23 protein-coding genes and 1 tRNA gene are annotated in these 23053 nt (G+C 76.4%); 8 read left to right on the top strand and 16 right to left on the bottom strand.

All coding sequences use genetic code 11. The features are described 5' to 3' along the window. The first annotated feature begins 82 nt into the window (after positions 1–82). Complete coding sequence (locus AB8M62_RS12435; RefSeq protein ID WP_369053328.1) at positions 83–499, top strand: hypothetical protein; 417 nt, start codon at positions 83–85, stop codon at positions 497–499. Continuing rightward, entirely contained in the window at positions 496–708 is a 213-nt protein-coding gene (locus AB8M62_RS12440) for a hypothetical protein (RefSeq protein WP_369053330.1), read from the top strand. Before AB8M62_RS12435 ends, AB8M62_RS12440 begins: the two co-directional genes overlap by 4 nt. Before the next feature lie 31 nt (positions 709–739). On the opposite strand, the gene AB8M62_RS12445 is transcribed toward AB8M62_RS12440, so the two are convergent. Both AB8M62_RS12445 and AB8M62_RS12450 read right to left on the bottom strand, forming a co-directional pair. Further along, a complete protein-coding gene (locus AB8M62_RS12445; protein WP_369053332.1) occupies positions 740–1285 on the bottom strand; it encodes a GNAT family N-acetyltransferase in 546 nt (181 codons plus the stop codon). Between the two features lie 54 nt (positions 1286–1339). Next, positions 1340–1726, bottom strand: coding sequence for a RidA family protein (locus AB8M62_RS12450; protein WP_369069762.1), 387 nt, complete (start codon positions 1724–1726; stop codon positions 1340–1342). Between the two features lie 49 nt (positions 1727–1775). On the opposite strand from AB8M62_RS12450, the gene AB8M62_RS12455 reads away from it, so the two are divergent. Then, positions 1776–2300, top strand: coding sequence for a GNAT family N-acetyltransferase (locus AB8M62_RS12455; protein WP_369069747.1), 525 nt, complete (start codon positions 1776–1778; stop codon positions 2298–2300). Positions 2301–2306: 6 nt separating this feature from the next. On the opposite strand, the gene AB8M62_RS12460 is transcribed toward AB8M62_RS12455, so the two are convergent. The 4 genes from AB8M62_RS12460 to AB8M62_RS12475 form a co-directional block, all read right to left on the bottom strand. Then, a complete protein-coding gene (locus AB8M62_RS12460; RefSeq protein WP_369069763.1) occupies positions 2307–2942 on the bottom strand; it encodes a TetR/AcrR family transcriptional regulator in 636 nt (211 codons plus the stop codon). Next, positions 2939–3712 carry an ABC transporter permease gene (locus AB8M62_RS12465; protein WP_373694928.1) on the bottom strand — a complete coding sequence of 258 codons (774 nt, stop codon included), beginning with the start codon at positions 3710–3712 and terminating at the stop codon, positions 2939–2941. The genes AB8M62_RS12460 and AB8M62_RS12465 overlap by 4 nt, the downstream gene beginning before the upstream one ends. Next, entirely contained in the window at positions 3709–4461 is a 753-nt protein-coding gene (locus tag AB8M62_RS12470; protein ID WP_373694929.1) for an ABC transporter ATP-binding protein, read from the bottom strand. Before AB8M62_RS12470 ends, AB8M62_RS12465 begins: the two co-directional genes overlap by 4 nt. 73 nt (positions 4462–4534) lie before the next feature. Continuing rightward, a complete protein-coding gene (locus AB8M62_RS12475) occupies positions 4535–5302 on the bottom strand; it encodes an SDR family oxidoreductase (RefSeq protein WP_369053336.1) in 768 nt (255 codons plus the stop codon). A 100-nt stretch (positions 5303–5402) separates the two neighbouring features. On the opposite strand from AB8M62_RS12475, the gene AB8M62_RS12480 reads away from it, so the two are divergent. After that, on the top strand, positions 5403–6260 hold the full coding sequence (locus tag AB8M62_RS12480) for an MmyB family transcriptional regulator (RefSeq protein ID WP_369069748.1): 858 nt from the start codon (positions 5403–5405) through the stop codon (positions 6258–6260). A 15-nt stretch (positions 6261–6275) separates the two neighbouring features. Here the strand turns inward: AB8M62_RS12480 and AB8M62_RS12485 are convergent, their stop codons facing one another. Continuing rightward, positions 6276–7760 (bottom strand): helix-turn-helix domain-containing protein, encoded by a 1485-nt coding sequence (locus AB8M62_RS12485; protein WP_369069766.1) that lies wholly within the window; start codon positions 7758–7760, stop codon positions 6276–6278. Between the two features lie 144 nt (positions 7761–7904). Here AB8M62_RS12485 and AB8M62_RS12490 point away from each other — a divergent pair, with 144 nt between their 5' ends. Continuing rightward, the gene (locus tag AB8M62_RS12490; RefSeq protein WP_373694930.1) at positions 7905–9773 is read left to right on the top strand and encodes a phosphoenolpyruvate carboxykinase (GTP); all 1869 of its coding nucleotides are present in this window, start codon (positions 7905–7907) and stop codon (positions 9771–9773) included. 9 nt (positions 9774–9782) lie between these two features. Here AB8M62_RS12490 and AB8M62_RS12495 read toward each other — a convergent pair whose 3' ends face one another. Further along, on the bottom strand, positions 9783–10748 hold the full coding sequence (locus AB8M62_RS12495; RefSeq protein ID WP_369069749.1) for a zinc-binding dehydrogenase: 966 nt from the start codon (positions 10746–10748) through the stop codon (positions 9783–9785). Between the two features lie 42 nt (positions 10749–10790). Here AB8M62_RS12495 and AB8M62_RS12500 point away from each other — a divergent pair, with 42 nt between their 5' ends. Next, positions 10791–11672 (top strand): acyl-CoA thioesterase, encoded by an 882-nt coding sequence (locus AB8M62_RS12500; protein ID WP_369069750.1) that lies wholly within the window; start codon positions 10791–10793, stop codon positions 11670–11672. Positions 11673–11691: 19 nt separating this feature from the next. On the opposite strand, the gene AB8M62_RS12505 is transcribed toward AB8M62_RS12500, so the two are convergent. Together AB8M62_RS12505 and AB8M62_RS12510 are read right to left on the bottom strand one after the other, a co-directional pair. Next, positions 11692–12372, bottom strand: a complete 681-nt coding sequence (locus tag AB8M62_RS12505; protein WP_369053341.1) for an SRPBCC family protein — start codon at positions 12370–12372, stop codon at positions 11692–11694. Further along, on the bottom strand, positions 12369–12749 hold the full coding sequence (locus AB8M62_RS12510; protein ID WP_369069751.1) for an ArsR/SmtB family transcription factor: 381 nt from the start codon (positions 12747–12749) through the stop codon (positions 12369–12371). The genes AB8M62_RS12505 and AB8M62_RS12510 overlap by 4 nt, the downstream gene beginning before the upstream one ends. Positions 12750–12855: 106 nt before the next feature. On the opposite strand from AB8M62_RS12510, the gene AB8M62_RS12515 reads away from it, so the two are divergent. Then, positions 12856–14019: an acyl-CoA dehydrogenase family protein gene (locus AB8M62_RS12515; RefSeq protein WP_369053344.1), complete on the top strand. Its 1164-nt coding sequence runs from the start codon at positions 12856–12858 to the stop codon at positions 14017–14019. Between the two features lie 31 nt (positions 14020–14050). On the opposite strand, the gene AB8M62_RS12520 is transcribed toward AB8M62_RS12515, so the two are convergent. Continuing rightward, positions 14051–16363 (bottom strand): glycoside hydrolase family 65 protein, encoded by a 2313-nt coding sequence (locus AB8M62_RS12520; protein WP_369069752.1) that lies wholly within the window; start codon positions 16361–16363, stop codon positions 14051–14053. Positions 16364–16437: 74 nt separating this feature from the next. Continuing rightward, on the bottom strand, positions 16438–18120 hold the full coding sequence (ettA, locus tag AB8M62_RS12525; RefSeq protein ID WP_369053347.1) for an energy-dependent translational throttle protein EttA: 1683 nt from the start codon (positions 18118–18120) through the stop codon (positions 16438–16440). A 33-nt stretch (positions 18121–18153) separates the two neighbouring features. On the opposite strand from ettA, the gene AB8M62_RS12530 reads away from it, so the two are divergent. After that, positions 18154–18226: transfer RNA gene (locus tag AB8M62_RS12530), tRNA-Arg, on the top strand. A 15-nt stretch (positions 18227–18241) separates the two neighbouring features. Here AB8M62_RS12530 and AB8M62_RS12535 read toward each other — a convergent pair. From AB8M62_RS12535 to AB8M62_RS12550, 4 genes are all read right to left on the bottom strand, one after another. Further along, positions 18242–19162, bottom strand: coding sequence for a universal stress protein (locus tag AB8M62_RS12535; RefSeq protein WP_369053349.1), 921 nt, complete (start codon positions 19160–19162; stop codon positions 18242–18244). A gap of 88 nt (positions 19163–19250) precedes the next feature. Next, positions 19251–20582, bottom strand: coding sequence for a Gfo/Idh/MocA family protein (locus AB8M62_RS12540; protein ID WP_369069753.1), 1332 nt, complete (start codon positions 20580–20582; stop codon positions 19251–19253). A 92-nt stretch (positions 20583–20674) separates the two neighbouring features. Continuing rightward, a complete protein-coding gene (locus AB8M62_RS12545) occupies positions 20675–21070 on the bottom strand; it encodes a rhodanese-like domain-containing protein (RefSeq protein WP_369069754.1) in 396 nt (131 codons plus the stop codon). A gap of 26 nt (positions 21071–21096) precedes the next feature. Then, on the bottom strand, positions 21097–23049 hold the full coding sequence (locus tag AB8M62_RS12550) for a DUF2264 domain-containing protein (protein ID WP_369069755.1): 1953 nt from the start codon (positions 23047–23049) through the stop codon (positions 21097–21099). Positions 23050–23053 lie beyond the last annotated feature (4 nt).

Here is a 23053-nt window from a genome sequence, read left to right on the forward strand (position 1 = left end):
CGCCCGGCACGGGGCGCGGCGTTCCGGGAGAGGTGTCCCGGAAACGTCCCCGGGACGGCGGCCGTCCTGCCACGCTGCCCCCGTGCACCGCTCGCCGCGACGGTCGCTCCCACCGCTGACCGTCCTCGTGCTGGCCGCCGCCCTCACCGGCTGCGCGGGACAGGAGACCGGCGAGGTCACCGTCGAGACGACCCTGCAGCTGTGCCGCGAGGACCGGTGCCGCGACCTGCCGGCGGCCGGAGCGCAGGTCACCTTCTTCGCCGGCGGCGACCCGGTGGGGACGGCCGTCCTCGACGAGGGCGGCCGCGTCACGCGGACCCTCGGCACCGGGACGTACACCGTGGACGTGTCGATGCCGGAGCTCGGCCTGCGCATCACCCAGGACGAGACGACGCCCACCGAGCTGGACGAGCGCGGGGGTGTCACCTTCGCCCTGGCGTTCCCCGGTCCCGTGGACGTCGACACGACTCCGCGGCTGCTCCGCGCGGACGGGACGTGACACCGGTACCCCGCCGTCGGCGCTGGCACGAGCGCCCGGTCCCGGTCACCCTCGTGCTGCTGCTCGTCGTGTGGACGGCCGCCCACCTCGTCGAGGTGCCGTCCGCGCTCTGGGGCCTGCCGGTGCTCGCCGCCGGGGTGTGCTCCGTCAGCCTGCGTCGCCGTCGTCGGCTGGAGCGGGCACGTCGCCGCACCACCACGTCCGCGTGAGGCGCTGGACGCCGTCCGACGGCGTCAGCGGTCACGAGGCTCCGGGGCCCGGCACGTCGTCGCCGACCGCGGCGAACAGCAGGCTGTCCTCGCGCCGGCCCCGGATCATCACGTGCGAGCGCAGCAACCCCTCCTGCCGCATCCCGATCTTCCGCAGCACCCGCTGCGACGCCAGGTTGCCCGGTCGGCACGTGGCCTCCACCCGCTCCAGCGCCAGGTCCTCCCGGGCGAAGCGCAGCACCGCCGCGGCCGCCTCGGTGGCCAGACCCCGCCCCCAGTGGGCCCGGGCCAGGACGTAGCCCATCACCCCGCGCCGGTGCTCTGCGCTGGTCACGCTCACCGAGCAGGCCCCCACGACCTCACCGGCGACGGTCACGGCCCAGGTCGTCGAGCCCGGCCGCTCCACCGCGGAGGCCGCGCACACCTCGTCGATGAACGCGCGCGACTGCGCAAGGGTGTTGGGTCCCCAGTCGGTGTACCGGCACACCTCCGGATCTCCGGCGTAGGCGTGGACGGCCTCCAGGTCGCCGGGGATGAACGATCTCAGCCGCAACCGTTCCGTCGTCAGCTCGCGCACCACCCGACCCTAGGAGGATCCCGCCCGTCGCCGCGCGGTCGTCGTCCCGGACCGTCAGGGCACGACCGCGTCCGCCTCGACCTCCACGAGCAGCCGCGGGTCGACGAGCGCGCTGACCTCGACCATCGTGCAGGCCGGCCGGACGTCGGCGAAGAACTCCCCGTGGACGCGCCCGACCTCCTCCCACCGGGCGATGTCGGTGACGTACAGGCGGGTGCGGACCACGTCGGCCAGTCCCGCGCCGACGTGCGCGAGCGCCGCCTCGACGCGCCGCAGCGCCTCGCGGGTCTGCGCGGCGGGGTCGTCGCCGCCGACGGGGGCGCCGTCCGGCCCGGCGGCGGTGGTGCCCGCCACGCTGACCCACGGCCCGACCCGCACGGCCCGCGAGTAGCCGACGACGGGTTCCCACGGCGCGCCCGAGGAGACGGTCCGGCGTTCCAGCACGCCGCCATCCTGTCCGACGCGCCGAGCGCCGGGCTAGCGTCGGGCGGTGCCCGCCGCCTGGTCGCTGCCGCTGCCCCTGCTCACGCCCCGGCTGCGGCTGCGCGAGCACCGCCCGGGCGACCTCGACGACCTCGTGGTGTTCCACGGCGACGAGCGGGTGACCCGGTACACGCCGTGGCCCGTGCGCGACCGGGAGGAGACGCGCCGGGCGCTCGGGGTGCGCACCGGGCAGGTGCGCGCCGCGGCGACCGGGGACGCGCTGGTGCTGGCGGTGGAGGAGGTCGCGACCGGGACGGTCGTCGGGGAGGTCCTGCTGCTGCGCACCGGCGACGACGAGGCGGCGCTGGGGTACGCGCTGCGCGCGGACCGGTGGGGGCGCGGGCTGGCGACCGAGGCGGCCGGCGCGCTGGTGGAGGCCGGGTTCGCCGTGCTCGGGCTGCGCCGCCTCACCGCGGTCGTGGTGCCCGCGAACTCCGCGTCGACGGCGGTGCTGGGCCGGCTGGGTTTCTCGCCGGTGTCCGCGGACGAGGAGCGGCTGGTGTTCGAGCTGCGGGCGGACCGCCGGGGCTGAGCGGCCTCAGCGGACCAGCGAGCCGCCCAGGTCCACGTCCCCGGTGAGGTAGCGCTGCACGCCCGGTCCCACGGCCGCCACGAGCTCCTCGACGGCCGCCGAGGCGACCGGTTCCAGCCGCAGCACGTGACGGGTGACGACCAGGCCGACGATCTGCCCGGCCGCCAGCGCGGCGCGCGCCTCGCGCTCGGCGGCGGGCACGGGCGCGGAGGCCAGGACGGGGCGCAGAACCCGGCTGAGGAGGAACTCGCGCAGCATCCGGGCCGCGCGCTCGGAGGTGGTCGCCGAGCGCAGCAGCGCCAGCCCGGCCGGGCGGGCCGGGCCGTCCCAGACGGACAGCACCAGCCGCACGAGGTTCGCCCCGAGGTCGTCGGCGCCGGCCGCGACGATGTCGGGCACGCGCTCGGCCGGGTCGACGGGGGCCTGCACGGCGGCGAGGAACAACCCGTCCTTGCTGCCGAAGTAGTGGTGCACCAGCGCGGGGTCGACACCGGCCAGCGCGGCGATCGCGCGGATCGTCGCGCCCTCGAAACCGCGGTCGGCGAACACCTCGCGGGCCGCGTCCAGCACCGCCTCGCGGGTGCCGGGGTTCCCCGCCCGCCGGCCGGTGCGCCGGGGCCGCGCGTTCGTCTCCTGGCTCAGCCGGTCCTCCTGCGCACGGTGGCCGCCGCCAGTGCCAGGGCCGCGAGCGCGGCGCCGGCCAGGACGGCGAGGTCGGTGCCCAGCGTGCCACCGGTGGGCGCGGCGGCCGACTCCAGGGCCCGCACGGCGTAGGTCATGGGCAGGGCGGCGCTGACGGCCTCCAGCCAGCCGGCCATCCGCTCGCGCGGCACGAGCAGCCCGCACAGCAGCAGCTGCGGCAGCACGACGACCGGCATGAACTGCACCGCCTGGAACTCGGTGCGGGCGAACGCGCTGCACAGCAGGCCCAGCGCCACGCCGAGCACGCCGTCGAGCACGGCGGTCAGCAGCACCCAGCCGGGTGCGGCCGGCACGTCCAGCCCGAGGACACCCAGCGCGAACCAGGTGGTGAGCGCGGCCTGCGCGGCGGCGACCGCGCCGAACGCGAGCGCGTAGCCGCCGAGCAGCCCGGCGCGCGTGACGGGCGTGGTGGCCAGCCGTTCCAGCGTGCCGCTGGTGCGCTCGCGCAGCATCGCGATGCTGGTGACGAGGAACATCAGCAGCAGCGGGAAGACGGCGAGCATCAGGTAGCCGACGCGGTCGAACACCCCCGGCTGCCCCTGCCACACCTGCGACATCAGGGCCAGCAGCAGCCCGGGCGCCAGCGCCAGCAGCGCCAGGGTGCGGTGGTCGTGGCGGAGCTGACGGGCCACGCGCACCGCCGTGGGCCAGGTGCCGGTGCCCGCGCGGACGGCCGGGCGGGCAGCGGCCGGCGCCGCCGCGGCGCTCACGCCGCCACCTCCCGCCCGGCGCCCCCGCCGGCGCGCACGAGCCGCAGGAACGCCTCCTCCAGGTCCTCGGCGCCGGTGTCGCGGCGCAGCCGGTCCGCCGTGCAGTCGGCCAGCAGCCGCCCCCCGCGCAGCAGCAGCAGGCGGTCGCAGCGGGCGGCCTCGTCCACGACGTGGCTGGAGACCAGGACGGTGGTGCCCTCCCGCGCCAGGGCGCGGAAGCGCTCCCACAGCTCCACCCGCAGCAGCGGGTCCAGGCCGACGGTGGGCTCGTCGAGCACGAGCAGCTCGGGGCGCCCGACGAGGGCGCAGGCCAGCGAGACCCGCCCGCGCTGGCCGCCGGACAGGGTGGCGGTCAGCTGCCCGGCCGCGCCGGCCAGGCCCACCGCGGCCAGCGCCTCGTCGGCCGCCGCCCGGCCCGCGCCGTGCAGGGCGGCGAAGTAGCGCACGTTCTCGGCGACGGTCAGGTCGCCGTAGACGCTGGGGGTCTGGGTGACGTAGCCGGTGCGCCGGCGCAGCGCCGCCGCACCGGCGGGCAGGCCCAGCACCCGCACCCGGCCCCGCTCGGTGCGCTGCACGCCCACCAGGCAGCGCAGCAGCGTCGTCTTGCCCGAGCCCGACGGGCCCAGCAGCCCCGTCACGCTCCCGGCCGGGACGGTGAACGACAGCCCGTCCAGCACGGGCCGGCCACGCCTCCCCGGGCGCCCCCCGAGGCGCACGGCCAGCTGCTCCACCTCCACCGCGGTGTCCACGACGACCTCCCCAGAACTCAACGGACGATGAACTCAACGGTAGATGAGTTCTGGGTGGAGGGGAAGGGCCCGCTCAGGGACGCTGCGCGGCGGGGCGGACGACGAGCTCGTTGACGTCGACGTCCGGGCTCTCGCCGACGGCGTAGGCCACGGCCCGCCCGATCGCCGCGGGCGGGATCGCCTCGCGCCGGTACACGTCCATCCCGGCGCTGGCCGTCGGGTCGGTGATGTGGGTGGCCAGCTCGCTCTCCACGACGCCGGGGCTGACCGTCGTGGTCCGCACGCCCGGCGGCAGGTCCTGGCGCAGGCCCTCCATGAGCGCCCGCACCGCGTACTTGGTGGCCGAGTACACCGCGGCGGTGGGGACGACGCCGTACGCGGCGATGGACGCCGTGGTGACGACGTGCCCGGACTCCTGGCGCAGGAAGTGCGGCAGGACCGCGGCCAGGCCGTGCAGGACGCCCTTGACGTTGACGTCGACCATCCGGTCCCACTCGCCCGCCAGCAGCGAGGTCATCGGGGACAGCAGCATCACCCCGGAGTTGGCGACGAGGACGTCGAGGCGCCCGTGCTCGCCGACGACCGCGTCGACGACCTCGCGGAACGCGTCCGCGTCGGTGACGTCGAGGACGGCCGTGGTCGCGCGCCCCCCGGCGGCGGCGATGTCGGCGGCCACCTGCCCGAGGCGGTCGGCGCGGCGGGCCGCGAGGACGACGGTGTGACCGGCGGCGGCCAGCTCGCGGGCGGTGGCCTCGCCGATGCCGCTGGAGGCGCCGGTGACGAGGACGGTCTTGGTGGCGGTGCGCTGGTCGGTCCCGTGGTCGGTCTCGTGGTCGGTCATGCGACGAGCCTCGCCGCGCCGCGGGCCGGCGGGGAGACCGCGGTGCGGGTGGCCCCGGCACGGCCACCCTGGCGCGGGCCCGCGCACCTACCGTGGGCGCGTGAGCGAACTGGGGGACTACCTGCGCGCCCGCCGGGCGGACGTCGCACCGGAGGACGCGGGCCTGCCGACGGGGACGCGGCGGCGGGTGCCGGGGCTGCGCCGCAGCGAGGTCGCGCTGCTGGCGGACATCAGCGTGGAGTACTACGTGCGGCTGGAGCAGGGTCGCGAGCGCAACCCCTCCCCCGCGGTGCTGGACGCGCTGGCCGCCGCGCTGCGGCTGCCGCGCGACGGCGCCGGGCACCTGTACCGGCTGGCCGGGCTCGCGCCCGCGGCCGACGGCGCGGGCGGTGGGGGCACCGGCCCGGAGCGGGCCGACCCGCGCCTGGTGGAGCTGCTGGCGGCGTGGCCGGCGACCCCGGCGCTGGTGCTGGGCCGGGCCCTGGACGTGCTGGCCGCGAACGCGCTGGCCGAGGAGCTGTTCGCCGGGTTCCCGGCCACCCGCAACCTCGCCGAACTGGTGCTCACCGACCCGGCGGCGCGCTCGCTGTACCCGGCGTGGGACGCGGTGGCCCGCGACACGGTGGCCGCGCTGCGGCTGGCCGACGGCGCGCACCCGGACGACGCCCGCGTGCGCGCGGTGCGCGAGCGGCTGGCCGGCGACCCGGTGTTCGAGCGGCTGTGGGCCCGGCACGACGTGCGCGGCAAGACGTCGGAGGTCAAGCGGTTCGCGCACCCGGGCGCCGGGGAGCTGGCGCTGCACGTGCACACGTTCGACGTGCGCGGTGCCGCGGGCCAGCAGCTCGTCGTCTACCACGCGCCGCCGGGCACGCCCGCGGCGGATGGCCTGGCACTGCTGGGGATCCTGGCCGCGCAGCGCGCCGAGACCCACCCCGGGGGTTCCCGGCGCGGCCGCTGACCGCGGTCGCCGGCCTCACCCGCCGCCGTGCTCGCCGGGCGCGTGGGCGGTGAGGAACTCGTACACCTCGACGTCGTCGACGCCGGGGAACGTCCCGGACGGCAGGGGCGCCAGGGTCTGCGCGTGCAGGCGGGCGCTGGGCCAGGCGTTCTCCGCCCAGCGCCCGGCGAGCTCCTGCGGCGCGCGGCGGCAGCAGGAGACGTCGGGGCAGCGGCTGACGGCGCGGGCGCGGGTGTCGCGGCCGCGGAAGAACTTCGCGTGCTCGTAGCGCACGCCGACCGTGATGGAGAAGTCCCCCTCGCGGGTGGTGCCGGTCTGGCTGGAGCACCAGAACGTCCCCGCGGGGGTGTCGGTGTACTGGTAGTTCTCCGTCGTGCGGTTCGTCAGCCCCAGGACCCGGCGCGCGGTCCACTGCCGGCACACCGGCTGGCCCTCGACGGCACCGGTGGCGTCCTCGACGAACGGCACGCCGTCGTTCTCGTACCCGCGGTACAGGGCGCCGTCGTCGCCGGCGCGCAGGAAGTGCAGCGGCAGGCCGAGGTGGGTGGTCAGCAGGTTCGTCAGCCGGTGCGCGGCGGCCTCGTGGGTGACGCCGAACGCGTCGCGGAAGTCCTCCACGGCCAGGTCCCGCTCGGCCTTGGCGGCGGCGAGGAACTCCACGGCGGCGCTGCGGGGCATGAGGGCGCAGGCGGCGAAGTAGTTGATCTCCAGCCGCTGGCGCAGGAAGTCGGTGTAGCTGGTGGGCCGCTCGTGGCCCAGCACGCGGTGGGCGATGGCCTGCAGGGCCAGCGAGCGCAGGCCGTGCCCGCCGGGGATCGAGGCGGGCGGCAGGTAGATGCGCCCGTGGGCCAGGTCGGTGACGGTGCGGGTGGAGTGCGGCAGGTCGTCGACGTGGATGATCGAGAACCCGAGCTCGGCGGCGGCGCGGGCGACCGTGCGGTGGGTGAGGGCGCCGACGGTGTACCCGGCGGCGCGCACGAGGTCCTCGGCGACCTCCTCGATCTCCGGCAGGTGGTTGTCGGCGGCGCGCAGGAGGCGGCGGATCTCGGTGTTGGCGCGCCGGGCCTCCTCGGGGGTGGCGTTGGCGGCGTCGTGGCGGCGGGCGACCTCGCGGTGCAGGGCGACGAGGGCCTCCAGCGCGTCCAGCGGCAGGGTGCGCCCGGGGCGCACCTCGGGCACGCCGAGGGAGCGGAACAGCGGGCTGCGCTGGGCGCGGTCCAGCTCGATCTCCAGGGCGGCGCGGCGCCCGGGCGGCGGGGAGCCGTCCAGCAGCTCGCCGGGCGGCACGCCGAGGGCGGCGGCCACGGCCGTGATGAGCGACAGCTTCGGCTCGCGCTTGCCGTTCTCCACCTGCGACAGCCGGCTCTGCGCGGCGCCGACGGCCGCGCCGAGCTGGGCCAGCGTCATGCCGCGGGCCTGGCGGTGGTGGCGGATGCGCCGCCCGACCGTCAGGGCGTCGACCTCGGGCACCTCCGGGCGGGCGGTCTCCGGCTCGGACAGCGGCTCCAGCGCCGCGACGCGCAGGCGGGTCACCCGTTCACGCTAGCGGAAGAACCTCGTTTCTTCACCGGTCGACGGCGTTGTGGGGGGCCCGACGGGTGGGAAGAGTCGGAACACCGCGCACCGATCCCGAGGAGGACGACCGTGACGACGATCGACGAACCGGCCACCCGCACCACCGCCCCCGCCGGTGTCCCGTCCCTGTCGGGCACCCCGACCGACCACCCCGGGCTGCTGGCGTGGGTGCGCGAGACCGCCCGCCTGACCCGCCCGGACCGGGTCGTCTGGTGCGACGGCTCGCAGGCCGAGGCGGACCGCCTCGTCGCGCGGATGGTCGCCGACGGCACGCTGATCGCCCTGGACCCGGTCAAGCGGCCGAACAGCTACCTGGCCCGCTCGCACCCCGGCGACGTCGCCCGGGTGGAGTCGCGCACGTTCATCGCCTCCCGCCGCCGCGCCGACGCCGGCCCGACGAACAACTGGCGCGAGCCGGAGGCGCTGCGCGAGGAGCTGACGGGCGTCTTCGACGGCTGCATGCGCGGGCGCACGATGTACGTCGTCCCGTTCTCGATGGGTCCGGTCGGCGGGCCGATCTCGCAGCTGGGCGTGCAGATCACCGACTCCCCCTACGTCGTCGTCTCGATGCGCACGATGACGCGGACGGGCTCGGAGGCGCTGGCGGCCCTGACGCCCGGCACGCCGTTCGTCCCCGCCCTGCACAGCGTCGGGTACCCGCTCGTGGACGCCATCGGGCGCCAGCGACCGGACGTGCCGTGGCCGTGCAACGACCTGAAGTACGTCGCCCACTTCCCCGAGACCCGGGAGATCTGGTCGTACGGCTCCGGGTACGGCGGCAACGCGCTGCTGGGCAAGAAGTGCTTCGCGCTGCGCATCGCCTCGGTGATGGCACGCGACGAGGGCTGGCTGGCCGAGCACATGCTGCTGCTGAAGCTGACCAACCCCGCCGGGCGGGTGTTCCACATCGCGGCCGCGTTCCCCTCGGCGTGCGGGAAGACGAACCTGGCGATGCTGCGGCCCACGCTGCCCGGCTGGCGGGTGGAGACGATCGGCGACGACATCGCCTGGATGCGCCCGGGCCCGGACGGGCGGCTGCGCGCGCTCAACCCCGAGAACGGGTTCTTCGGGGTGGCGCCCGGCACGGGGCCGGCCACGAACCCGACCGCCGTGGAGATGCTCCGCTCGGACGTGATCTTCACCAACGTGGCGCTCACCGACGACGGCGACGTGTGGTGGGAGGGGCTGACCGAGGAGCCCCCCGCGCACCTGGTCGACTGGCAGGGCCGGGACTGGACGCCCGGCTGCGGGCGTCCCGCGGCGCACCCGAACTCCCGGTTCACGGTGGCCGCGCAGCGGTGCCCGTCGCTGGCGCCGGAGTTCTCCGACCCGGAGGGCGTGCCCGTCGACGCCGTCCTGTTCGGCGGCCGCCGCGCCTCGAACGTCCCGCTGGTGGCGCAGGCGCAGGACTGGAGCCAGGGCGTGTTCATGGGGCTGACGGTCTCCAGCGAGCGCACCGCGGCGGCCGAGGGGACCCTCGGGGAGCTGCGCCACGACCCCTTCGCGATGCTGCCGTTCGCCGGCTACGACATCGGCCGGTACGCCGCGCACTGGCTGTCGATGAGGGACCGGGTCCCGGCCGGGGGCCTGCCGCAGGTGTTCACGGTGAACTGGTTCCGCCGCGGGGAGGACGGGCGGTTCCTGTGGCCGGGGTTCGGGGAGAACTCCCGCGTGCTGGACTGGGTGTGCCGGCGGCTGGAGGGCACCGCGGAGGCGGTGTTCTCCCCGGTGGGCCTGGTCCCCGCGCCCGGGTCGCTGGACCTGGACGGCCTGGACCTGCCCGCCGAGGACCTCGCGGAGCTGTTCCGGGTGGACCCGGAGGCCTGGACGGCGGAGGTGGAGCACCTGCGGGAGTGGTTCACCACGTTCGGCGGCACGCTGCCCGAGGAGGTCGTCGGGCACCTGGACCTGCTGCGCTACCGCCTCACCGGCGAGTGAGGCCCGCCCTCACGGGCGCACGAGCACCTTGCCGACGGCCCGGCCGGACTCCAGGCGGGCGAAGGCGTCCCGGGCGTCGGCGAGGGCGTGCACCGAGTCGACCTGGGGCGCCAGGTCCCGCAGCTCGCAGAAGCGCAGCAGCCGGCGGAACTCCTCCAGCGTGCCCATCGTCGAGCCGAGCACGCGCAGCTGCTTGAAGAACACGTGCTCCAGCATCGCCGGCGGCGCCCCGCCGGTCGTGGCGCCGGAGACGACGACGCAGCCGCCGGGGCGCAGCGATGCCACCGAGTGCTTCCACGTGGCCTCGCCGACGGTCTCGAACGCGGCGTCGACCTTCTCCGGCAGCCGCTCCCCCGCCGCGAACACCCGGTCGGCGCCCCAGTCCAGGGCCCGCTGGGACCGCTCGGGGTCGCGGCCGGCCACCCACACCCGCAGGCCGGCCGCGGCGCCCAGCACCACCAGCGCGTTGGACACGCCGCCGGCGGCGCCCTGCACGAGGACGGTCTGCCCGGGCACGGCGGCGGCCTGGGTGAACAGCATCCGGTAGGCCGTCAGCCAGGCCGTGCCCAGCGAGGCGCCGCGCTCGGGCGACCAGCCGGCCGGCAGCGGCAGCAGGTTGCGCCGCGGCACGTGGACGTGCTCGGCCAGCGTGCCCGGGTGCAGCTCCGACAGCAGCGTGCGCGAGGGGGCGAGGGTCTCGTCGCCGCGCACGTCGTCGGGGGTGACGACGGCGTGCACGACGACCTCCTCGCCGTCCTCGGTGGTCCCGGCGGCGTCGCAGCCCAGGACCATCGGCAGCCGCTCGGCCGGCAGCCCGACCCCGCGCAGGCTCCACAGGTCGTGGCGGTTGAGGGCGGCGGCGCGCACGTCCACCCGCACCCACCCCTCGGGCGCGGGGTCCGCGGGCGCGTCGGCGACCTCCAGGGCGGCCAGCGGGTCGTCGGGCAGGGCGCGCACGGCGCGGGCGGCGAGCACGCGGCGACGCTACCGGCGGTGGCGGTCGGTAGCCTCCCGGGCGTGCTGAGCAGGACGGACGGGCGGGACGACGGGCGGCTGCTGCGCCAGGTGCTGGACGTGCGGCCCCTGGCGGGGCGCGAGGACGTCTTCGCGGGGGCGAACCTGCCGCACTGGCGCCCGCGCCTGTTCGGCGGGCAGGTGCTCGGGCAGGCCGCGGTGGCCGCCGGCCGCACCGCACCGGCCGACCGGGTGCTGCACTCGATGCACGCCTACTTCCTGCGCCCGGGCGACCCGGACGTGCCGGTGGAGCTGTCGGTGGAGCGGCTGCGCGACGGGCGCTCCTTCTCCGCCCGCCGCGTGCAGGCCCTGCAGGACGGCGCGCCGATCCTGTCGGGCATCGCCTCCTTCCAGGTGCCCGCCGAGGGCCTGGACCACGCCCGCCCGGCGCCCGACGTGCCCGGTCCCGAGGGCCTGCCCAGCGACGCCGAGCTGCTGGAGGCGCTGGACCACCCCGCGGCCCGGCTCATGGCCCGCGCCCGGCCGGTGGAGCTGCGGCACGTCGACGAGGCGATCTACGCCGCGCCCGCCGCCGAGCGGCGCGACGAGCAGGCGGTGTGGGTGCGTCTGCCCGCCGGGCTGGCCGACGACCCGCTGCTGCACCAGGCGGGCATCGCGTTCCTGTCCGACGTGACGGTGCTGGAGCCGGTGCTGCGCCGGCACGGGCTGCCGTGGGGCACCCCCGGGATGCGGGTGGCCAGCCTGGACCACGCGCTGTGGTGGCACCGGCCCGCCCGCGCCGACGAGTGGCTGCTGCACGTGAGCGCCAGCCCCAGCGCCTCGGGGGCGCGGGGGATGGCCTCGGGCTGGATCTACGACGAGCAGCGGCGCCTGGTGGCGACCGTCGCGCAGGAGGGCATGGTGCGGCTGCCGCAGCAGCCCTGAGCGCGGGACCCCGGCGGCCTCAGCCGGGCTGCTCCTCGCCCGTGTAGAAGGCGCGGGTGCGCCCGGCCGCGGCGCGGGCCTCGTCGGCCGGCACCCCGGCCGCGGCGGCCGCCTCGCCCCAGGCGGCGCTGGCCGCGGCCAGGAACGCCCGGCCCTCGGGGCGGGTCTCGAACCCGTCCGCCTCGGCGGGGCGCTCGCCGCCGCTGCGCAGGTGCAGCGCCATGCCCAGCAGGGCCAGGTCCCAGCCCACGCCCGTGGCCCCGGGCCCGTACTGGGCCCAGAAGGGGTCGGGGACGTCGGCCTCGTGGTGCAGGGTCAACCGGGCGCCGTCGCCCTCGGCGCGCAGCTCGACGCGCACGACGCTGCTCTGGTCGCCGAACTCCCAGGTGAGCGAGTACCCGTGCGGCGGGTCGCAGGAGGTCACCTCGCCGCCCGCGTTGCCCTCGACCTGGTAGCGGCCGCCGAGGCGCAGGTCGCCGCTGACGGGCGCGAACCAGCGCGCGATCCGCTCGGCGTCGGTGCACGCCTCCCACAGGTCCTCCAGCGTCGTGGGGTACGTGCGGCTGATCGTGGCCGTGCAGGCGACCGCGCCGTCGCCCGGGACGGCGGAGACCCGCCGCGTCACCGCGTCCGCCTCACCGGCCAGTCCTCCCGCGCCGCCGCCCGCGCCGTCCTGCTCCGTCGTGCCGTCGCTGCTCATCCCGCGTCCTCCTCGTGGTCGTGGTGCTGCTGCTCGTGCTCGGCGCGGGCCCGGCGCCGCTCCCGCTGCCCCCGGGCGATCTCGGTGCCCAGGGCGTCCAGCCGCGGTTCCCACACGTGCCGGAACCCGGCCAGCCAGTCCCCGGCCTCGCGCAGCGGCTCGGGACGCACGGCGTACAGGCGGCGGCGGCCCTCGACCCGGACCGTCGCGAAGCCGTTCTCGCGCAGCACCTTCAGGTGCTGGGAGACGGCGGGCTGGCTGATCCCGCGCTCGGCGCGCACGACGTCGGCGACCTCCCCGGCCGAGCGCTCCCCGTCGGCCAGCAGCTCGAGGACGCGCCGGCGCACCGGGTCGCCGAGGACGTCGAGCGCGTGCACGTCCCGAGGGTCCCCCCGCCAGACCTATAAGTCAAGACTGATGGGAGAGGCGTGGCACAGTGGCCGTGACAGCCACCCCCGAAGCCACCCCCGAGGAGGACTCCGCGTGGACGACGAGGTCTTCACCGACCTGCTGACCGAGGTGCGCGCCGGCGCCGCCGAGCGCGAGCGGCGGCGCGAGCTGCCCCGCGACCTCGTCGCCCGGCTGACGGCGGCCGGGCTGCCCTCGGCCCGCGTGCCCGCCGAGCACGGCGGCGAGGGCGCGGACCTGGTGACGGTCTTCGACCGCCTGGTGCGCCTGGCGCGCGCCGACTCCAACGTGGCGCACGTCTTCCGCGGGCACCTGGCGTTCGTGGAGAAGCAGCTGTTCGAGACCGACGAGGACGTGCGCGGTCGCTGGTGGCCGCGGTTCCTCGACGGCCGCCTCGTCGGCAACGCCGTCTCGGAGTCCGGCGGCACCTCGGACGTGTCCACCGCGCTGCGCGAGGCGGACGGCCGGCTGCTGCTGACCGGCCGGAAGTTCTACACGACCGGCTGCCTGTACGCGGACTGGATCGACACCTCGGCGACCTGGGACGGCGCCGCCGTGCAGGTCTCGGTGCCCACGGGCGCGGCCGGCGTCGAGGTCGTCGACGACTGGAAGGGGTTCGGGCAGCGCCTGACGGGCAGCGGCACGACGACGTTCACCGACGTCGAGGTCGACCGCGCCGAGGTCCGGCCCGTGGACCCCGACGACGACCTCCAGACGTACCTGCTGGGGTTCTTCCAGCTCGTCCTGCTGGCCGTCAGCGCCGGGATCGCGCACGCCGCCCTCGACGACGCCGTGGACTTCGTCCGCCCCCGCACCCGGGTGTTCGGGTACGCCGGGCAGGTGCGCCCGCGCGAGCACGACCTCGTGCAGGCCGTCGTGGGCGACCTGTCCAGCGCGGCGTCGGTCGCGCGCGCCGTCGTCCTGCACGCCGCGCGCACGCTCGACGCTGCCCAGCGCGCCCACCGCGGCGGGGCGGCCGGCTCCCCCGACGCGCTGCGCGAGGCGCAGCTGGAGGTCTACCGCGCCCAGCAGGTCGTCCTGCCGCTGGTGGTGCGCGCCACCAGCGACCTGTTCGAGGTGGGCGGCGCCTCGGCCACCGACACCGCCCTCGGCCTGGACCGCCACTGGCGCAACGCCCGCACCATCGCCACCCACAACCCCGCGGTGCACCGCAAGCGCGCCATCGGCGACTGGGAGCTGAACCGCACCCCGACTCGCCGCTACCTGCCCGCCGGCTGACGGCGGACGGGCGGCGGGCGGGCGGGACCGCTCAGCGCAGCTCGCGCGGGTCGCGCCCGGCCGGCTGGGACGGGCGCGGCAGCTCCTCCAGCGGCTCGATGCCGAACGTGCGGGGGGCGTCCAGGTCCACGGTGAACTCCTCGCCGTGGTGGCTGGTGCGCACCGGCCCGCCGCTGACGACGGTGTACGTGGCCTCCTCCTGCGTGACGCGCACCTCCAGGCACGCCCCCCGCTGCCGGGTGCGGAACCGCAGCCCGCTCAGGCCCTCCGGCAGGCGCGGGGCGAAGGTCAGCCGCCCGTCGGCGTCGCGCATCCCCCCGTAGCCGAGGACCAGCGCCGACCACGCCCCGGCCAGCGAGGCGATGTGCAGCCCGTCCTCGGTGGACTCGCGCAGGTCGTGCAGGTCCACGAACGCCGCCTCGTGGACGTAGTCGGCGGCCAGCCCCAGGTGGCCGGTCTCGGCCGCCACGACGGCCTGCACGGACGCCGACAGCGAGGAGTCGCGCACCGTCAGGGCCTCGTAGTGCTCGAACGCCGCGCGCTTCTCCGCCGGCGTCATGCAGTCCGGGCGCACCTGGATCGTCAGGACCAGGTCGGCCTGCTTGGCCACCTGCCGCCGGTAGAGGCTGAAGTACGGGTAGTGGTCGGCCAGCGGGTACGCCTCGGGCGGGGTGCCCTCGAAGTCCCAGCGCTTGCGCTCGGTGGCGCCCTCGTCCTGCGCGTGCACGCCGGTGGCCGGGTCGCGCGGCACGTGCACGGCGTCCGCCAGCCGCTCCCAGTCGGCCAGCTCGTCGTCGTCAACGCCCAGCGCGGCGGCGCGCTCGCCGAAGCGCCGGGCCAGCGCGACGGCCGAGCGCAGGTTCGCCTGCGCCATGAGGTTGGTGTACGCGTTGTCGTCCACCAGGGCGCTGTACTCGTCCGGGCCGGTCACCCCGTCGACGTGGAAGCGGCCCTCGGCGTCCTCCCGGCCCAGCACCACCCAGGTGCGGGCCGTCTCGACCACCAGGTCCACGACGACCTCGCGGGCCAGGTCGTCGTCGCCGGTGGCGCCCACGTACCGCACGGCGGCGTCGGCGATGTCGGCGTTCAGGTGCACCGCCGCGGTGCCGGCCGGCCAGTACCCCGAGCTCTCCCGCCCGGTGATCGTGCGCCACGGGAACGTCGCCCCGGCCAGGCCCAGCTCGCGGGCGCGCTCGCGCGCGGCGGGCAGCATGGTGTGCCGCCAGCGCAGCGCGTCCGCCGCGGCCCGCGGCCACACGTGGTTGAGCATCGGCATGACGAACACCTCGGTGTCCCAGAAGGTGTGCCCGTCGTACCCGGTGCCCGTCAGGCCCTTGGCGGGGATGCCGCGGTCGGTGGCCTGCGCGGACGCCTGCAGGACGTGGAACAGCGCGAAGCGGACCGCCTGCTGCAGGCCGGCGTCGCCCTCGACCTCGACGTCGGCGCGCTCCCAGAACTCGTCCAGCACGGCGCGCTGCTGCTGCGCGAGGCGCTCGAACCCCGCGCGCAGCCCGTCGGCGACGACGTGCTGCAGGTCCTGCACGAGGTCCTCGGTGTCGTCCTTCGGCTTCCAGCCCAGCGCCACGACCTTCACCACCCGCAGCTGCTCGCCCGGCGCCAGCCGGACCCTGGAGGCGGTGACGACGCGGTCGGAGGTGGCGTGCGTGCGCACCTCGGTGTCCGCCGGCCCGGTCACCTCGTGCTCGACGACGGCGGCGACCGCCAGGCCGCTGCCGTCGGTGCGCTGGCGCAGCACCCCGCCGCGCTGCCCGGCCGAGGTCCGGGTGTCGTGCAGCTCCGCGCTGGCGACGACGGCCGAGCGCACCTCCACGTCCAGCGGCTCCTCCAGCGCCCGCACCCGGTGGTCCACGAGCACCAGGCCCGGCACCTCCAGCGGCACCAGCCGCTCCGAGCGCAGCTCCAGCGAGGCGCCCGACGGGGACGTCCAGCGCGCCGCGCGGCGCAGCGTGCCCGCGCGCAGGTCCAGGACGCGCTCGTGCTCGTGCAGGGTCCCGGTGCGCACGTCGAGGCGCTCGTCGCCGACGAACACCTCCACCAGCGTCGGGTCGGGCACCTCCACGAGGCGCTCCTGCACCTTCGGGTAGCCGTAGCTGTACTCCGGGTAGCGCAACGGGTGCAGCTCGTACGCCCCGCTGAGGTAGGTGCCCGGGCTGCCGAACGGCGAGCCCTCGTCGAGCGTCCCGCGCACCCCCGTGCGCCCGTTGGCCAGGGCGAACAGCGACTCGGTGCGCTCCAGCGCCGAGACGTCCAGCTCCCCCTCCCGCACCGCCCACGCCTCGACCGGCCCGAGGTCCTTGCCGCTGCTGCTGCCCGCTCCGTCCACGGGGGCATCCGAGCAGGTCGCGCCCGTTCCCGCACCCGCTCGCGCCCCGCCCGTCGGGGAGCGGGACGCGCGCGTCAGTCGCGGGTGAGCTTCCGGTAGGTCACCCGGTGCGGACGGGCCGCGTCGGGGCCGAGGCGCTCGACCTTGTTGGCCTCGTAGCCGGCGAAGTTGCCCTCGAACCAGTACCAGTTCGCCGGGTCCTCCTCCGTGCCCTCGTAGGCGAGGATGTGGGTGGCGACGCGGTCGAGGAACCACCGGTCGTGGCTGACGACGACGGCGCAGCCGGGGAACTCCAGCAGCGCGTTCTCCAGGCTGCCCAGCGTCTCCACGTCCAGGTCGTTGGTCGGCTCGTCCAGCAGCAGGACGTTGCCGCCCTCCTTGAGCGTCAGCGCCAGGTTCAGCCGGTTGCGCTCACCGCCGGACAGGACGTTCGCCGGCTTCTGCTGGTCCGGGCCCTTGAACCCGAACGCCGACACGTAGGCGCGGCTGGGCATCTCCTGGTTGCCGACCTGGATGAAGTCCAGGCCGTCGGAGACGACCTCCCACAGCGTCTTCGAGCCGTCCAGGCCGCCGCGGGACTGGTCCACGTACGACAGCTTGACCGTGTCACCGATCTTCAGCTCGCCGCCGTCCAGCGGCTCCAGGCCGACGATCGTCTTGAACAGCGTCGTCTTGCCGACGCCGTTGGGGCCGATGACGCCGACGATCCCGTTGCGCGGCAGCGAGAACGACAGGCCGTCGATGAGCGTGCGGTCGCCGAAGCCCTTCTTCAGGCCCTTGGCCTCGATGACGAGGCTGCCCAGGCGCGGGCCCGCCGGGATCTGGATCTCCTCGAAGTCGAGCTTGCGCGTGCGCTCGGCCTCGGCGGCCATCTCCTCGTAGCGCTGCAGGCGCGCGCGGGACTTCGTCTGGCGGCCCTTGGCGTTCGAGCGGACCCACTCCAGCTCGTCCTTGAGGCGCTTGGCCAGCTTGGCGTCCTTCTTGCCCTGCACCTCCAGGCGGGCGCGCTTCTTCTCCAGGTAGGTGGAGTAGTTGCCCTCGTAGGGGTAGGCGCGGCCGCGGTCCAGCTCGAGGATCCACTGGGCGACGTTGTCGAGGAAGTACCGGTCGTGGGTGACGGCCAGGACGGCGCCGGGGTACTTGGCCAGGTGCTGCTCCAGCCACGTCACGCTCTCGGCGTCCAGGTGGTTGGTGGGCTCGTCGAGCAGCAGCAGGTCCGGCTGCTCCAGCAGCAGCTTGCACAGCGCCACGCGGCGCTTCTCGCCGCCGGACAGGTGGGTGACGTCCGCGTCGCCGGGCGGGCAGCGCAGCGCGTCCATCGCCTGCTCCAGCTGGGAGTCCATGTCCCACGCGTTGGCGTGGTCCAGCTCCTCCTGCAGCTGGCCCATCTCGGCCATCAGGGCGTCGAAGTCGGCGTCCGGGTCCTCGAAGGAGGCCGTGATCTCGTTGTAGCGGTCCATCTTGCGCTTGAGGTCGCCCAGCCCCTCCTGGACGTTCTCCAGGACCGTCTTGGACTCGTCCAGCGGGGGCTCCTGCATGAGCATGCCGACGGAGTAGCCCGGCGACAGCCGCGCCTCCCCGTTGGACGGCTGGTCGAGCCCGGCCATGATCTTCAGCACGCTGGACTTGCCGGCCCCGTTGGGGCCGACGACGCCGATCTTGGCGCCCGGGTAGAAGGAGATCGAGACGTCGTCGAGGATGACCTTGTCGCCGTGCGCCTTGCGCGCCTTCTGCATCTGGTAGATGAACTCGGCCATGCCCCCAGGCTAGTGGGTAGGCTGCGCGGGTCCGCCCCCGTAGCTCAACGGACAGAGCGGCCGGCTTCTACCCGGTTGGTTGGGAGTTCGAATCTCTCCGGGGGCACCGTCCCGGGCGCGCTCAGCGACCCCGGTTCCGGCGGACGTCGGGCACGACGACCACGGGTCCCGGCGCGCGCTGCAGCACGTCGTGGCTGGTGGAGCCCAGCAGGACGGTCAGGAAGGCCCCGCGCCCGCGGGTGCCCACCACCAGCAGCCGGCTGCCGTCGGCGGCGGCCAGCAGGGCGTCCGAGGCCTCCCCCTCCACCAGGTCGGTGCGCAGCTCCAGACCGGGCCGCTCCGCGCGCAGCCGCTCGGCCAGCTCCGCCAGCTCCTCGCGGTGGCCCTCGCGCTCGGCGTCCTGCGCCTCCACCCACACCTGCCCGCTCCAGGCGTCCAGCGGCACCAGCGCGGTGCGCCAGGCCCGCACCACCAGCAGCGGCTCGCCGAGGGCCTGCGCGTGGTCGGCGGCCACCGCCAGGGCGTCGTCGGCCCCGCGCGAGCCGTCGTGGCCCACGACGACGCCGCGCACCCCCTCGGCCTCGGCGTCGCGGACCACGGCGACGGGGCAGCAGGCGCGGGCGCTGACGGACAGGCTCGTCGAGCCCAGGTGCAGGCCCAGGTCGGGACGGCGCCGGCCGGCGTGCCGGGCGCCGGTGACCACGAGGGCGGCGGTGCGCGAGGCCTCCAGCAGCGCCGCGCGCGGGTCGTCGTGGACGACGGAGCCGTCGACCTCGACGCCGGGGTGGTCCCGGCGCGCGCGCTCCAGCACCTCGTCCACCACGGCCCGGGCCGCGGCCGCGCGGCGCTCGGCCTGCTCCCCCGCGTACCGGGCCTGGCCCAGGGCGCGGACCGGCACGGGCGCCGGCGCGGCGTGCAGCAGGTGGACGCGGGCACCGCGGCGCCCGGCCTGCTGGCAGGCCCACCAGACGGCGGGGCGGCAGCCGCGCGCGTCCTCGACCCCGACGACCACCGTCGGTCGTCCTGCGTCCGTCCCGGCCACGGCTCCTCCCGGAGATCGCCCCGGGAGCATCCTCACCGCGCGCGCGGGCGCCCCGCAACCCCCGGCGCGGGGCTCGCGGGGCGGGCGCTCAGAGGTCCTTGCGCAGGTCCACGCCGAGGTCGAGGTCGGCCACCGCCACGGCGCGGCCCAGCGCCAGCGACGCGTTGCCGGCGATGCCCACGGCGACCGAGCGCAGGCCGTCGAGGTGACCGGCCGGCGTGCCCAGCGGGTCCTCGCCCGGTCCGACGAAGACGTCGCGCAGCAGCTTGACGTCGCCGCCGCCGTGGCCGCCGTCGCCGGACTCGATCGGCACCTCGCGGGCGCGCTCCCAGTGCCGCTGCAGGACCAGGCGCTCGGAGACCGGGCGCGGGTCGTCGGCGGCGCCGTCCTCGGGGGTGGCGCTGGGGTCCACGGCCAGGTCGGCCGAGACGGACCCGCGCTCGACCACCGTCAGCTCCGCGCGGCCCTCGGTGCCGTTGACGGCGACGGTGTAGCCCTCCCAGGGCGCGTGCGCGTTGAGGGAGTAGCTCATCGAGGGCCCGCCCTCGTAGTCGACGACGAGGGACAGGTTGTCCTCGATGGTGATGCCCCCGCCGAAGACGTCCTGGTCGCGGCGGTAGCCGTCCTCGCCCTCGTTGGCCCAGTACAGGTCCCGCAGCAGCGGGTCGGTGCGCAGGTCCAGCAGGAACGGGTCGGCGCCCGCCCCGTCGACGGTGCCGCGCTCGGGGCGCTCGCCCAGGCCGCGGGCGGCGGCGTTCTCGGCGCCGTAGAAGCGCAGGCCGCCGCTGGCGAACACCCGCCGCGGCACGTCGTCGATCCACCAGTTGACGAGGTCGAAGTGGTGGGAGGCCTTGTGCACCAGCAGCCCGCCGGAGTTCTCCTTGACGCGGTGCCAGCGGCGGAAGTAGTCCGCGCCGTGCTTGGTGTCCAGGACCCACTCGAAGTGCACCGAGGTGACCTTGCCGACCGCGCCGGAGGCGACGAGGCGCTTGAGGCCCGCGTTGCGCGGGGAGTAGCGGTAGTTGAACGTCACGACCACGGAGCGGCCGCTGCGCTCGACGGCCTCGGTGATGCGCCGGCAGCCCTCGACGTCGGTGGTCAGCGGCTTCTCGACGACGACGTCGGCGCCGGCGAGCAGCGCGCGGCAGACGTAGTCGGCGTGGGTGTGGTCGGGGGTGGTGACGACGACGCGGTCCAGCCGCTCCTCGGTGACCATCCGCTCGAGGTCGTCCGGCGACCACAGCGCCGGCGCCGGGTACCCGGCGGCCACGACGGCGTCGGCGTGGAACCGCGCCCTGCCCGTGTTCGTGTCGGCGAGGGCCACCAGCTCGGCGACGTCGGCGTGCGCGCCGGTCACCGCCCCCACGTACATGCGGGCCCGCGACCCGCACCCCACGATCCCGTACCGGCGGCGTGCCATGTGTGCGCTCTCCTCGTCGAGGCGGTGGAAAACCTTTTCCACGTGAACCGTAGTTCCGGCCGGCCGCGGACGTCAACGCCCGGGGGCCCTCCTCAGGAGCGCACGTCGGCCGGGCCGCGGTGCACGGCGAACCCGGCCGCGACCCAGGCCTCGACCCCGCCGACCAGGTCGGTCGCGCGGTGCAGGCCCACCGCGCGCAGCGAGGCGGCGGCCAGGCTGGAGCTGTACCCGTGGCGGCAGACCACCACGACGAGCAGGTCCGGCCCGCTCGCCTCGGGGATCCGCCACGGGCAGGTGGGGTCCAGCCGCCACTCCAGGACGGTGCGGTCGATCACCAGCGCGCCGGGGAACTCCCCCTGCTCGCGCCGGTGCGCCGGGGTGCGGGTGTCCACGACCAGCGCGCCGTCCGCCTGCGCGGCGGCCACCTCGGGCGCGCTCAGGCGCCGCGCACCCGCGCGCGCCGCCGCCAGGACCTCCTCGACCCCCACGCGCCCACCCTGCCGTCCCGCGACCCCTACCGCGCGGTGTCCGCCCGCACGTGCGGGACCGGGCCGGACACGTCCACGTCGTGGCCCGCGCCGTCGGCCCACGCCACGCGCACCCGCCGCCCGTCGACGGCCACGCGCGGCGCCGGGCCGGGGCCGGCGGACGACAGCGCGGCCAGCACGACGAGCGGCCCGTCCCCCGTGGCGGTGCGCAGTCGCGGGACGGCCGCCCACGCGCCGTACGCGGTGCCGGCCGGGGCGCGCACCACGTCGGCCGTCCAGCCGCCGCCGACGCCGCGCAGCTCGCTGAGGAGCCCGGGGACCCGCACGACGGCACCGGCCCCCTCGCCCTCGGCGGTCACGTCGGTGGACAGCTCGTCCGGGTGGTCCACGGCCGGCGCCCAGCCCGTCAGCGCCACCGGCGTCCCGGCCGGGACGGCGTCGGCGGCGTGCACGCGCACCTCCCAGGCCCCGCGCGCCAGGACGAGGCTGCGCACCCGCGCCTGCGGGAGGACCGTGCCGTCGAGGCGCGGGCGGTGGACGGAGGCCGCCCAGTCCGGGCCGGTGCCCAGCGGCTCGAACGCGGCGCGCGCCGAGGTGCGGCCGCGGACGGTCAGGCTCAGGGAGTTCTCCGCCTCGTTGCGCGCCGACGTCGGGCCCGTCCGCGTGGAGTAGGCGAACCGGGCGTAGTGCGGGTCGGGCGCGCCGTCGCCGGGGTCGCCGGGGCGGTGGTGGTCGGCGCCGTGGTTGTGCACGCGCACGAGGCCGTCGGCGGTGGACTGCACGAGCCAGCCGGCGGGGGCGATCGGCGTCGTGGCGTCCGGCCCGGCCGCGGGCACGGGTTCCTCGACGGCCGTCCACAGCGGGTGGTCCTCCCCCGCCAGCAGGGCCAGGAACCCCTTGGACGCCCAGTACGGCGAGGCCGGGCCGGAGTACGGCTGCAGCGTGGAGGCGTGCGGGCCGTACCAGCCGCGGGACAGGAGACCGCCGGTGGTCGCGCCGCGCTCGAGGAAGTGGCGCAGGCAGCCGGTGACCAGCGCGCGCGAGGTCCCCGGGCTCAGCGGGGTGTCGCCGGTGAGGGCGCCGAGGGCGACGGGTGCGGCCGCGGCCCAGCGGTATGTCAGCGACCGGCCCTGGTGCAGCGGGGCGCCGTCGGCGTCGAACGTCCGCGCGTACGTCCCGAGGAACTCCCGCAGCCGCTCGCCGAGGACCTTCCGCAGGTCCTCCGGGCCGCGGTGGCGGGCGTGCAGCACCGGGTACAGGTGCATGGCCCAGCCGACGTAGTGGTCGAACATCCGCCCGTCGCCGTCGGTGTACCAGCCGTCGCCGACGTACCAGCCCTCCAGCAGGTCCAGGCCGCGCTGCACGGCCGCGGCCGTCTCGGCGTCCCCGCGGCCGGCGCCCTCGAGGAACGAGGCGACGGTGAGCGGGAACAGGTACCAGTTGTTCGGCGCGGGCTCGTGGCGCAGGCTGTCGCGCAGCCACGCCTCGGCGCGATCCTGCTCGTCGGTGGACAGCGTGTCCCACAACTGCTCGCGGGTCAGCTCCAGCCCGAGCGCCACCGACGCCGACTCGACCATCGGCTGGCCCTGCACGCGCACCGAGCGGATCAGCGGCCACGACTCCGCGTCGTCGGCGCCCGGCGTGCGGGTACCGGCGACCAGGCCCGAGCGGTAGCGCTCCAGGTGCCCGTGCGGGTCGGCCCCGCCCTGCCCGGCGACGAGGAACGCCGCGGTGAGGAACGTGCGGGCGTAGCCCTCCAGCCCGTCGCTGACCCAGCCGGCGCGCGCGGGTTCCCCGGGCAGGTCCAGGCGGGCGAACCCCGGGGTGGCCCAGGGGCGCGCGGCCAGCAGCAGGTCGTCGGCGGCGGCGGCCACGTGCGCGCGCGTCCAGCCGGTGACCGGCGACAGGGCGCGGTCCTCGGGCAGTTCGCGCAGCGTCGCCAGCTCGGGCGGCAGCGCGGGGTTCGGGGCGGTGGGCACGGGT

This window comes from Kineococcus terrestris, from assembly GCF_041020755.1.
GTDB lineage: Bacteria > Actinomycetota > Actinomycetes > Actinomycetales > Kineococcaceae > Kineococcus > Kineococcus terrestris.